This window comes from Methylobacterium phyllostachyos (genome assembly GCF_900103445.1).
Lineage (GTDB): Bacteria > Pseudomonadota > Alphaproteobacteria > Rhizobiales > Beijerinckiaceae > Methylobacterium > Methylobacterium phyllostachyos.
On record NZ_FNHS01000009.1, the window covers coordinates 197559 to 209341 of the forward strand.

General features: G+C 69.3%; 10 protein-coding genes. 3 read left to right on the top strand and 7 right to left on the bottom strand.

The window, feature by feature from the left end:
* Nucleotides 1–18: 18 nt before the first annotated feature.
* The 3 genes from BLQ49_RS16175 to BLQ49_RS16185 form a co-directional block, all read right to left on the bottom strand.
* On the bottom strand, nt 19–1638 hold the full coding sequence (locus tag BLQ49_RS16175) for a hybrid sensor histidine kinase/response regulator (protein WP_091717381.1): 1620 nt from the start codon (nt 1636–1638) through the stop codon (nt 19–21).
* A gap of 111 nt (nt 1639–1749) precedes the next feature.
* Nucleotides 1750–3726: an AI-2E family transporter gene (locus tag BLQ49_RS16180; RefSeq protein ID WP_091717382.1), complete on the bottom strand. Its 1977-nt coding sequence runs from the start codon at nt 3724–3726 to the stop codon at nt 1750–1752.
* Between the two features lie 80 nt (nt 3727–3806).
* Complete coding sequence (locus BLQ49_RS16185; RefSeq protein ID WP_091717383.1) at nt 3807–4187, bottom strand: response regulator; 381 nt, start codon at nt 4185–4187, stop codon at nt 3807–3809.
* 186 nt (nt 4188–4373) lie between these two features.
* Between BLQ49_RS16185 and BLQ49_RS16190 the strand changes: the two genes are divergently transcribed.
* Complete coding sequence (locus BLQ49_RS16190; RefSeq protein WP_208859068.1) at nt 4374–5015, top strand: glutathione S-transferase family protein; 642 nt, start codon at nt 4374–4376, stop codon at nt 5013–5015.
* A gap of 7 nt (nt 5016–5022) precedes the next feature.
* Here the strand turns inward: BLQ49_RS16190 and BLQ49_RS16195 are convergent, their stop codons facing one another.
* The gene (locus BLQ49_RS16195) at nt 5023–5940 is read right to left on the bottom strand and encodes a pyridoxamine 5'-phosphate oxidase family protein (protein ID WP_091717384.1); all 918 of its coding nucleotides are present in this window, start codon (nt 5938–5940) and stop codon (nt 5023–5025) included.
* A gap of 211 nt (nt 5941–6151) precedes the next feature.
* Here BLQ49_RS16195 and BLQ49_RS16200 point away from each other — a divergent pair, with 211 nt between their 5' ends.
* Together BLQ49_RS16200 and BLQ49_RS16205 are read left to right on the top strand one after the other, a co-directional pair.
* Complete coding sequence (locus BLQ49_RS16200) at nt 6152–7066, top strand: amino acid ABC transporter substrate-binding protein (RefSeq protein ID WP_091717386.1); 915 nt, start codon at nt 6152–6154, stop codon at nt 7064–7066.
* 82 nt (nt 7067–7148) lie between these two features.
* Nucleotides 7149–8390 carry an MFS transporter gene (locus BLQ49_RS16205; RefSeq protein WP_208859069.1) on the top strand — a complete coding sequence of 414 codons (1242 nt, stop codon included), beginning with the start codon at nt 7149–7151 and terminating at the stop codon, nt 8388–8390.
* Between the two features lie 191 nt (nt 8391–8581).
* Here the strand turns inward: BLQ49_RS16205 and BLQ49_RS16210 are convergent, their stop codons facing one another.
* From BLQ49_RS16210 to BLQ49_RS16220, 3 genes are all read right to left on the bottom strand, one after another.
* Complete coding sequence (locus tag BLQ49_RS16210; RefSeq protein ID WP_091717388.1) at nt 8582–9049, bottom strand: hypothetical protein; 468 nt, start codon at nt 9047–9049, stop codon at nt 8582–8584.
* Between the two features lie 427 nt (nt 9050–9476).
* On the bottom strand, nt 9477–10718 hold the full coding sequence (locus BLQ49_RS16215; RefSeq protein WP_091717390.1) for an NAD(P)/FAD-dependent oxidoreductase: 1242 nt from the start codon (nt 10716–10718) through the stop codon (nt 9477–9479).
* A complete protein-coding gene (locus BLQ49_RS16220; RefSeq protein ID WP_091717392.1) occupies nt 10715–11662 on the bottom strand; it encodes a LysR family transcriptional regulator in 948 nt (315 codons plus the stop codon). Before BLQ49_RS16220 ends, BLQ49_RS16215 begins: the two co-directional genes overlap by 4 nt.
* Nucleotides 11663–11783 lie beyond the last annotated feature (121 nt).

Genomic DNA, 11783 nt, shown 5'->3' on the forward strand with positions numbered 1-11783 from the left:
TACCCGTCTCCTTCAAGCTCAGCCCACCCCAGTCGGACCGTCGAGGATCGCCCGCACCCGGCGGACCAATTCCGTGCGCCGGTAAGGCTTGTTGAGAAGGTCAAACTCCGAGCCGCCGATATCGGTTCGTTCCAGGCTCGCCTCCGCGTAGCCGGTGGCGAGCAGGACCTTGAGCCGGGGCTGTCGGCGCCTCGCCTCCCGGGCGAGCAACACCCCGTTCATGCCGCCGGGCATGATCAGGTCGGTGAACAGGAGATCGACCCGCTCGCTGGAATCGAGGATCTCCAGGGCCTCACGGGCATTGCTAGCCACCAGGGTCGCGTAGCCGAAATCCCGCAGGATGGTACGGGCGAGTTCGGCCACATCCTCACGGTCGTCCACGATCAGGATCGTCTCGGTGCCCTGCCGGTCCACGGAGCGCAGGGTGACCTTCGCGGGCGCTTTGACGTCCCCGTCGGTTGCCGGGAACGACAGGCGCACGGTCGTACCCTCGCCGAGGGTGGATTCTATCTGCGCCGCGCCACCCGATTGCTTGGCGAAGCCGTAGACCATGGAGAGGCCGAGCCCCGTGCCCTTGCCCTCCTCCTTGGTGGTGAAGAACGGATCCATCACCCGGGCCAGCACCGCCGGCGGGATGCCGGTGCCGGTGTCCCGGATCGCAATGCTGACGTAACGGCCGTCGCGCAGGGGGCCGATCTCTCGCCCCCGGGCGGAGACCTCGTTGTTTTCCGTAGAAATCCGCACCGTGCCGCCATCCGGCATCGCATCCCGGGCGTTGATCAGCACATTCAGGATCGCGACCTCGGCCTGGGTTGGGTCGACGCGACAGTTCCAAAGACCTTCGGCGAGGTCGAGTTCGACCTTCACCGCTTCGCCCACCGAGCGGGTGACCATCTCGCCCATCCCCTCGATGAGGGTGTTGAGGTTGACCGCCCGCCCCTCCAAGCGCTGCTTGCGGGCGAAGGCGAGCAATTGCTGCGTCAGCGTGGTCGCGCGCTCGGCGGCCTGCCGGATGTTGTCGGTGGCACGTCCAAGCCGGGCGCGGTCGGAATCCGGATTCTCCAACCCGACCGCCAGGATATCGACGTAGCCGACGATCACCTGCAGCAGGTTGTTGAAATCGTGCGCGATGCCGCCGGTGAGCTGGCCCAACGCCTCCATCTTCTGAGCTTGGCCCAGGGCCTCCTCGGCGTCGCGGCGGCGGGAGACGTCGAGCTGGGAGCCGAAATAGTACACGAGCTCGCCATCGGCGTTGTAGACCGGCGAGACGAACAGCGCGTTCCAGAAGGTCGAGCCGTTCTTGCGGTAGTTCAGAATCTCGGTGGCGAATTCCCGCTTCTCAGCGATCGCTGCACGAACCTGCGCGACCGTCTCGCGATCTGTGTCCGGGCCCTGCAGGAAGCGGCAATTGCGACCGATCAACTCCTCCGGCGTGTACCCGGTCATCGCCAGGAAGGCACGATTGGCGAAGATGATCGGGTTATCGGGTTGGCGCGGATCGGTGACGATCATCGGCATCCGCGTCGTTTCGACCGCCGCGAAGAAGATATCGCTCTTGCGATCCGAAACGTCACTCGGTGCACTGTCCCGAACCGGGGGACTGGACCCGACGGGTGGGGTTTCTGGGGTCTCGGACATGCGAAGCGGTCTTCACCCTTCAGGCCGTGGAAGCAGGAGCCGTGCGGCCCGTCCCGACCTGCTCGGGCGGACACTAATGGTCTACGGTGCGAAGTCGACCACGCTCGCCGATCAGGCGGGTGCCGTCGTGTGCGCCGGAGTGGGCAGCGAGGCCGGCGCGACCGGGGCCACCCGGAGGCGTGCCGGCTCGCGGCAGGCGCCCAGGACCGCCGCAAGCGCCTCGTTGAGCGAGGTGACCAGGAAGTCCGCCGAGGTCGCCCGGCGCAGGCGGTCCAGCGTTGCCGGGTCGCGCTCGCGCCAGAAGCCCACAAGGATGCGCACCCCCGGCACGGCAGCGCGGGCCTGCCGGACGGTGAAGCGGATCTGCGAGAGGCTCACCGGCTCCAAATAGGAGAAGCAGATCAGCGCCAGTCCCTCCGGATTGTCGGGGCGTTTACCGGCTCGGATCGCCGCCATCGACAGGATCTGCGAGGCGAGGCCGTGCCGCGCGAGGATCTGGCTCAGCATCAGGGTCGCCGCCTCGTCGAACGGGCCGCGACTCGACACGCACAGGACCGGCGTCTCGCTCCGCCACTGTGGGGCGAGATCCTCGCGGGCGAGGACGATACCGGCCACCTGTCGGTCGGGCCCCACGGCGGCCAGCGCAGCCGCAGTCTCCGTGTCGGGGCCGCGCCCGGAACCCCGACGGATCCGCCGCGACACGGGCGCAGTCCCGAGGCGGTCGACCACCGAGCGGATCGCTGCGCCGACCTGTGCCTGCCGATCGTGATCGAGCGTCCCGCGCGAGAGGTCCTCCTGGGCGAGCAGCAACCCGGCCAGCGCGACCTCGTCGTAATAGGTGACGAGGGCGCGCTCCTTCAGGAATTGCCAGCCCTGGTCGATTGCCTCGACGGGATCGCTCGCCAGCATCCGCTGGTAGAAGATCTCGGGTGGCGACAGGGCCGGCTGGTCGCCCAGCAGCACGTCGAGGTACCAGAGCCGTTCCACATGCCGCCCGAGGACGACGAGGCAGACGGTGAGCGGCGTGGCCAGCACGAGGCCGATCGGACCCCACAGGAAGGTCCAGATCGTCGCCGCCAGGATGACGGCGACCGGCGAGAGCCCGGTGGAATGGCCGTAGAGCAGCGGCTCGATCACGTGGCCGCAGATCGGCTCGACCACGAGGAACAGGGCTGCGGTGGCGATCACCATGCTCCAGCCGGGATCGACCGCGGCGGCCAGGATCAGCGGCAGGAGCGCGCTGATCGCGGCGCCGATATAGGGGACGAAGCGCAGGATCGCCGCGAGCACGCCAAACAGGGTCGGGCTCGGCACGCCGATCACCCAGAGCCCTACGCCGATCACCACGCCGAAGGCGATGTTGAGGGCGAGCTGCGCGAGGAAGAACCGGCTCAGCCGGCTGGTCGCATCGTCGATCGCGGCCGTCGTGCGCCGCAGGTCCTCCGAGCCGCCCGCGAGCTTGATCGCCCGGTTCCGCAGATCCTCCCGCTGGAGCAGGATGAAGATCGTGAAGATCAGGATCAGGCCGGTCGTGGCCAGCGGATGGAGGAGGGGGCTGGCGAAGGTCTGGAGCGTGTCGATGACGCTGGCGCGGGCGGGCGTGAGCTCCACGGTGAGCGGGTGCGTGCGCGAGCCGGGTTCGCCCCGAACTTCCGCGGCGGGGGGCGGCTGCAGAGTCGCGCTCAGGTCCTGGACCATATCGACGACGCGCGAGAGGCTGCCGGTCCCGGCGGTCGCCCCGCGCAGATCCTTGATCTTCGTGCGCATGGTCTGCGTGTAGCGCGGCAGGTCAGTGGCGAGCTGCGACGCCTCGCTGGCGATGAGGCTCCCGATCCCGAACAGGGCGCCGAACACGATCACCACGACCAGCAGAACCGCGGGGGCGCGGGGCACGCGCAGGCGCCGAAGCAGCCGGACCGCCGGCACCAGCACGAAGCTCAAAAGGATTGCCAGCGTCACCGGCACGAGGATCTCGCGCCCAAGATAGAGTGCCGCCATGGCGGCTACGATCAGGAGGAGCGAGGCCAGCGCCACGAAGACCGGAAGGCCCTCCCGCAGGCGCTGGGCGGTGACGGGATCCTCGCTCACGGACACGCTCCAATTGACATGGGTCTTGCCAGCCGCGGGGCGCGACGGCGTCTGGAAGGTTGCGGGCGGTCCGGCCCGTCTCAGCCGGCCTGCGCGGTCTCGCCGAGGGCAGCGCTGATCTGGCTGAGCAGTTTCGAGAAATCGACGGGCTTCGGATGGTAGTCGTCGCAGCCCGCCTGGATCGCCTTGTCGCGGTCCCCCGACATGGCATGCGCGGTCAGTGCGATGATCGGGATCGCCCGGGTGTCGGTTCCGGATTTCAGGGTGCGAGCCACCGACCAGCCGTCGAGGACTGGGAGGTTCATGTCGAGGAGGATGACATCGGGCTGCCCCGAGCGGGCCTGACGGACGCCGGCCTCGCCGTCATGCGCCAGGATCACCTCGTAGCCGCGCCGCTTCAGGCGTCGGGACAGGAAGTCCCAGATCTCTTCATGGTCCTCAACCAACAATATCTTCGCCATCGGAACCCGAACCCCCGGCTCTCAACGTGCCGGCCCGCAGCCTAACGCGCGGCAATGCACAATCGCCCAACGTTTCTGCCGCGATTCCGGTCCCGGATGAAACGGCGGCGCGATCGGTGGTTGACCAAACCTGTCACCGGCATGAGCGTGCCGACCGGCGAATCAACAATTCCGGGACGAAGCAGAATGGCGAATATGCCCGAGATCGAGCTCTTCCACGCCCCCAATACACGCTCGACCGGCGTGCGTGTGCTCCTGGAGGAACTGGGCGTTCCGTACGGCCTGCGCACCCTCAATATGCGCGCCGGCGAGCATCTCGGGGACGCCTATCGGGCGGTCAACCCGATGGCGAAGGTGCCGGCGATCCGCCACGGGGACGTGCTGGTGACCGAGCAGGCGGCCATCTACCTTTACCTCGCCGACCTGTTCCCCGCCTCCAACCTCGCCCCCGCGGTCACCGAGCCCGCCCGGGCCACGTACCTGCGCTGGATGGTGTTCTACGGCTCCTGCTTCGAGCCCGCGGTGATCGATCGCCACCTGAAGCGCGAACCCGGCCCGCGCGCCATGTCGGCCTATGCCGATTACGACAGCGTCATCGCCCGGGTGGTCGAGGCGCTGACACCCGGCCCGTATCTGCTGGGCGAGCGCTTCAGCGCTGCCGACATCCTGTGGGGCGGGGCGCTGGGCTGGACGATGGGGTTCGGGATCGTCGCGCCCGATCCGGTGCTGACCGCCTATGTCGAGCGGATCCGCGCCCGCCCGGCCTTCCGGACCGTTGCGACCGCCGACGCGGACCTCGCAGCGGCACACGCGGCGACCCAGGTCTGAGCGTCCCTCAGGCCGGCCCTGCCCAGAGACCGGTGCGAGTGAGCTGCGGTGCCGGTTCGGGGGCGCCCCAGCGCAGCGGAACCGCAGCCCGGCGGCGCCAGCCCTGTTCCACGGTCAAGGACCACGAGCGCTGCGCGCCCATCAGGTGCGCGGCCTCGGCGCCGGTCCAGTCGATCACGGTGCGGCCCTGCAGGACCAGGAGGTCGCTGCGCGCGAAGTCCAGAAACAGCAGCGCCGCCCGCGGTTCACCGATCAGGTTGCCGAGGGTGTTGAAGTAGCGGTTGCCGGGAAAATCCGGCACTGTCAGCACATCGCCCCGGATCCTGACGAAGCCTGGCCGGCCGCCCCGGTGCGAGATATCGGCGCCGCCATCGGCGAGGCCGTCCCGGGCACGGCTTGCAACGAACAGCGTGTCGGCGCTTTGGACGAGGTCTGCGGCCTCAGTGTCGAGGACGGAGAGGGGCTCGACCGGCCCCGCCGGACCCACCACCGGCCTGGATATGCGCCGCTGGATGTATTGCGGGCAATTGCCGAAGCTCTGGGCGACCGCGACGGTCAGGCCCTCCGGATCGCACTGCACGACGCGGCCGTTGGCCCGGTTGCGCCGCCGCGTCGCGAAGTCGAGGCCGAGGATCCCGACCTCGGCGCCCGGCACGAGGACGCGGGCGACCGGATCGGCAGGGTCGAGCGCCGCCGCGATCGCAAGATGCGTTGCGTCCGGGGATCGCACGAAGCCGGGCTGACCCGTCAGGACGGTGGCGACGGGCGCGCCGGCCGCATCGATCGTCCCCACGAACAGGTAGGGTAGGCCGGCCAAGAAGATCCGGTGCTGCTCGGGCATGAACGCGCGGATCGCCGGGGTCTCGCCGAGGACGTGGCCGGCCCGTTCCTGGGCGGCGATCTCGTCGGCATGGAAGCTTGCCATGGCTCACCTTGCGTGGGTTCGGGGATTGGAGCGGCCGGCATCGGGATGACGGCCAAGCGGCGGGAATATTTGTCTTCCTTGTCGCGTCCAGCGCGCTCGCGGCCGGACTCTTGCTGAGTGGCTTCCCGGAGCCCGATCCGCCGCGCATTCGGGCTCCGTCGGTTCCATTTGGCCGGCTCCCCGACGCGCGATGATCGGACCGGGCCCACCCATGCGTCTGCTACCGCCTCTCCTCACGCTCCTCGCCGCGCTGTCGCTGGCCGCGCCGGCCCAGGCCGAGGCCCTGACCGGCACGCTCAAGAAGATCAAGGACAGCAACCGCTTGGTCCTCGGTGTGCGCGATACCGCGCCCCCGTTCAGCTATATCGACCAGAACCAGAAGGTGGTCGGCTTCGCGATCGACATCTGCATGAAGATCGCCGACGCGGTGAAGCGCGAGCTGAAGATGCCGGGCCTCGAAGTCGGGATGGAGTTCGTCAATTCCTCGTCGCGCATCCCTCTCATCACCAACGGCACGGTCGATCTCGAATGCGGGACGACCACCAACAACGCCGAGCGCAAGAAGCAGGTGGCCTTCACCAACACGCATTTCCTCACCGCGACCCGGTTCGTTTCCAAGAAGGACCAACATATCGCCAGCCTGGACGACCTGCGCGGCAAGAGCATCGCGTCTGTGGCCGGCTCGACCAATATCCTGATGCTGATCAAGGCTAACAACGACCGGAAGCTCGGGATCACGGTGATCGCCGCCAAGGACGTCCCGGAGGCCTTCCTGCTGGTCGAGACCGGCCGGGCGGCGGCCTTCGTGATGGACGACGTGCAACTCAGCGTCGTCGCGGCCCAGTCCAAGGAGCCCGCCGTCTACGTGGTCAGCGACGAGACCTTGTCCAACCCGGAGCCCTACGGAATCATGATGCGTAAGGACGATCCCGCCTTCAAGGCGGTGGTGGACCGGGCCACCGCAGACCTCTACCGCAGCCCCGAGATCCAGACGATCTATGATCGCTGGTTCCTGAAGCCGGTCCCGCCGCGCGGCCTCAATTACAACGTGCCGCTCTCCCCGGCCTTGCGCTGGGCGTTCGCCCACCCGACCGACGAGTCGGATCCCGCATTCTACGCGCACTGATCTGTCGCGCGGCGGGGTTCCGCTCGGGCCGGGGAGATGCGATGCCGCATGTCGCACCCCGCCCGCGTCGCGCAGCGTCCCCATGACCGACAGCCCAGAGCAGGCCCTCCCGTCCACGGCGCGCCCCGCCCCGCCGCCGGCCACCTCGATCCCGCGGCTGATCGTGGTGCTCGCCTGCGCGGGGTTCGGCAGCACCTTCGCGTTGCGCTCGGTCGAACCCCTCGTCGGCGTGCTCGCCCGGGATCTCGGTAGCGACGCCCACACGGTGGCGCTCCTCTCCACCGCCTTCGCGTTGCCCTACGCGTTCATCCAGCCGGTGCTCGGGCCAATCGGCGATGCGCTCGGCAAGGAGCGGGTGATGAGCACCTGCCTCGCGGTGCTGGCTGTGGCGCTCACGCTGTGTAGCGTCGCCCCCGACATCAACAGCCTGTTCGGCCTGCGGATGCTGGCGGGCGCGGCCGCTGGCGGCTGCATCCCGCTCTCCCTGGCGCTGCTCGGCGACCGGGTGCCCATGGCGGGTCGTCAGGTGGCGATCGGGCGCTTCCTGGTGGCGGTGATCCTCGGCCAGCTCTCCGGTTCGACCTTCGCGGGCCTGATCGAGGCGGCGATCGGCTGGCGCGGCGTCTTCGCGGTTACCGCGGCGGTGGCGGCCTTCGCCTGCGCCGCGACCGTGTTCGGCTTCGACCGCGCCGGCCGGGCCCCCGCCCGCCGCCCGGCCTTCGGCGAGGCGGTGACGCGCTACCGGACGATCCTGCGCAATCCCCGGGCGCGGGTGCTGTTCTCCGCGGTGTTCATCGAGGCCATCGCGATCTTCGGCGTGTTCCCGCACCTCGCGCCGCTGATCGAGGCCCGCGGGGAGGGCGGCCCGCGCGAGGCCGGGCTCGTACTGGCGGGGTTCGCGGTGGGCGGCCTTGTCTACTCGGCGCTGGTCGGGCTGCTGGTGCGGCTCCTCGGCTTGCCGCGGATGTTGATCGGCGGCGGGCTGATCTGCGGCGCCTCGCTCACCGTGGTCGGGCTCGCCGGCACGTGGCAGGCGGATTGTGCCGCGCTCACCGCCATGGGGCTCGGCTTCTACATGCTGCACAACACCTACCAGACCCAGGTGACGGAGGTGGCGCCCAAGGCACGGGCCTCCGCGGTGGCGCTTCACGCCTTCTCGTTCTTCTGCGGACAGGCGCTCGGCGTCGCGGTGATCGGGCAGGCGCTGCTCCGCTTCGGGCAGTTCGGGGCGCTGTTCGGCTGTGCGGTGACCATCCTGGCGCTGGGAATCATCACGGCCTTCGCCCTGCGGCAGAAGCCGGCACCAGTCCCGTTCCCGGGGTAAGCGACTTCATTGGGAGTTGTGCCCATCTGCAGTGCGATCGGACGCGACTGTAGAGTTGAATTTGATGGGCCTGAGCGCGTGAAGGACCGCTGCGGGTCGAGAGTGGCATGATCGTTCGGGCGGTTCTCCGGCGGTCTGCTTTCGGGCGGCAACGCGGAGGAGCGACCTCATCGCCGCGCCCGCTCCGAACCCTAAGCGGTTCTCGCTGGCTCCCCGGTGATCACGCCGGACCAACACCCGACCACAATCTCTGCGGAGCCGCGCCGGTCGAACAGTGTCCACGCGGGATCGCTCTCCAAGGTCGAGAACGACGCGATGTGGAGGTCCTCCGAGAGCGAGATGAGCAACTCGGGCAAACGTCCGAACGTCGCAACGTCGATGATGTGCTTGTCGATGAGGCGAGCGAACGTCGGTTTCCAGAGTTCGTCGTCGCTGCTGCTGCCGCACACGATGGTGCACGAGTCCTCGATACGCCAATCGGACTGGATCATCAGACCGATCTCACCTGACGGTTCGCCGGGTGTGCCGTCTTTGCGCGTGAGGGTCGGCGGCCGCAGCGCGCCGAATTCGATGAGCAGCGCCGATCCATAGCCGCGCCAGACGTGGGAGACGGTCAACCCTTTCGCTGCCGCCCGGAAGTGCTCGATCCAGTCCTTCATGCCGCCGATCATGGTGAGAGGCGACGGCGTGTGCAAACCACCCCAAGCCGAAGTTGCCGGACGGTCGACGAGTGGCCGCCTTCGGGACGCAACGGGGGCTCCCCGGACGGCTGGCATGGGTCGGAAGCTGCCCCCCGCAGAGTTCTGCAGATACGGCCCTGTCGCTAACTAAGCCGTTGTCTCGGCGCGACCTCGCGCGCCGGCTCCCGTGTCGCATTCCGCGGGCGCTGCACTGGACCAGGAAACGGAACGGCGCTCGGCTGATTGTGCGGGCCAGGTTCGATCTATGTGAACGACCCATGAGGTGCTCCGACCCGCATGTGGTCGTCCGTGCGAGCGCAGCGAAGCAATCGAGGGCGCACCACACCGGCCGATGTCGCGCCGCCCTGGGTCGCTTCGCTGCGCTCGCGATGACAGGGACTGGCCCTCAGGCCCGCCCCATCGCCAGCGCCTTGAGGTCGAAATTCGGATCCTCCGCCTGATCGGGCGTCAGTGCCGTCCCGGCGGCGAGTAGGCGCCGGGCGATCATGTGGTCGGCGGCCCGATCGACGGATTCCACGGCGCTCAGCCGCCCGTCGCGGAAGCGAAAGACCGAGAAGGCCGGGCCGGAGCCGCGGACCACGCTGGCATCGCCGGGGCCCGACAAGCCCGCGATCTGCAGCTTGTGCGGGCCCTGGTCGCTCCAGAACCAGGGCAATGCACCGTAGGCGGCGGGCTTGCCGAGGAGCCGGGCTGCCACGCAGCGCCCCTGGTCGATGGCGTTCTGCACGGACTCGATCCGCACCGTGCCGTCCGCCGTGAGCCCGGTCGCGAAGGGGCTCGGGAACCGCGCGCAGTCGCCGATCGCCGAGACGGCCGGATCGGGCGTGGCGAGGAACGTGTCGACGCGGACGCCATCCTCGGCCGGCAGCCCCGCCTCCAAGGCGAGTTCCCGGTTCGGCAGCACGCCGATGCCGACGAGGACAAGATCGGCGGGCAGGTCCGATCCGTCCGCGAGGGTCACGCCGGCCGCGCGGCCGTCCCGACCGGTGATCGCCGTCACACCAGCCCCGAAGGCGAAGCGCACGCTCAGGGCCTCGTGAGCCTGCCGGAAGAAGCGCCCCATCTCGGGCGAGACCGCCCGCGCCATGGGCCGGTCTGCCGCCTCGATCACCGTCACCGGGAGGCCGCGGGACGCCGCGACGGCAGCGAATTCGAGTCCGATGAAACCGGCCCCCACTACCACGATGGACCGGGCCGCCGCGATCTCCGCCCGAAGCGCGTCGGCATCCGCGAGGCCGCGCAGTTGGTGCGCGCCGCCGAGATCGGCGCCAGGGACCGGCAGAGGCCGGTTCCGGGCGCCGGTGGCGAGCACGAGGTGGTCGTAGGCGAGGCTGTCGCCGTCCGACAGGTGGAGGCGCCGGGCCGCCCGGTCGATCGCGGTGGCGCGGATCCCCGGCCGGTGCGTGATCGTGTGCTCGGCGAAGAAGCCGGGCTGGCGCAGGAACAGACCCTCCCGTTCGGTCTTGCCGGCGAGATAGGCCTTGGACAGGGGCGGCCGCTGATAGGGCAGGGCGGTCTCGTCGCCCACCAGGGTGATCGGATCCTTGAAGCCGCCCTCACGCAGGGAGGCGGCGAGCTGGAAGCCCGCCTGACCCGCACCGGCGACGACGATCCCGGCCGTGCTCACGCCCGTGCTCCCTCCAGGGCCAGCCCGCTCTGGGCGACGCCCGGCAGGCTGCGCGCGCCCTCCGTCATCAGGTAGGACCAGACCGCCGAGGCCGCCGGCCCCAAAACCTTGTCGGCGCGCCGGACGGCGTACCAGTCGCGCCGGATCGGCAGGCCCTTCACGTCGAGGAGGACGAGGCGCCCGCTCTCGAGCTCCGCCGCCACCGAGTGAACCGAGAGGAGGGCGATGCCGAGGCCGGCCATGACCGCCTGCTTGATGGTCTCGTTCGAGCCCGTATCGATCTCAAGCGGTGCCCGCTTGACCAGCACGCCGGCGATGAACTCCTCGAACACCATCCGCGTGCCCGATCCCTCCTCACGCAGGAAGAACGGCTGGTCGGCGAGGTCCTCCCTCTGGAGGCCGGTCCGGCCGGCCAGCGGATGGCTGGGGGCTGCGATCAGCACGATCGGGTGTGGGCCGAAGGTGGCGGCCTCGATCGGGAAATCGCGGGGCGGGCGGCCCATGAGCGCGAAGTCGATCTCGTAGCCGCGCAGGGCCTCGACGGTCTGGCCGCGGTTGCGCACCGACAGGCTGATCTCGACACCGGGATGCCTCTTGACGAAGCCAGCGATCACCTGCGGCGCGAAGTATTTGGCGGTGGAGACGACGCCGAGCGCCACGCGGCCGCCCTCCGCACCACGCAGGGTCCGCAGACGGTCCGTGCAGGTCTCCAGCACGGTGTTGATGCTGTCGATCGCCCAGAGCATCTCGCGGCCCGCATCGGTGGGCTTGAGGCCCCCTGGGGTCCGGTCGAACAGCAGCAGGCCGGCCTCCTCCTCCAGCTGGCGGATACGGGCATAGAGCGCCGCCGAGGTGACGTTCAGCTCCTGCGCAGCCCGGGTCATGGTGCCGAGCCGGGCCACCGCCGCCACCGCCTGAAGCTGCTTGAGGGAGAGGTTGCGCATGGCCGAGGTCTCGTATTTTTTGCGCTTTCATACAAGATCGCACAGAAATCTTGAACGCCGGGCTATCGGCTCTGTCGATCCGGAGGCGGGAGCCGCTATCGTGACGGCGGAGCGGCCGCTA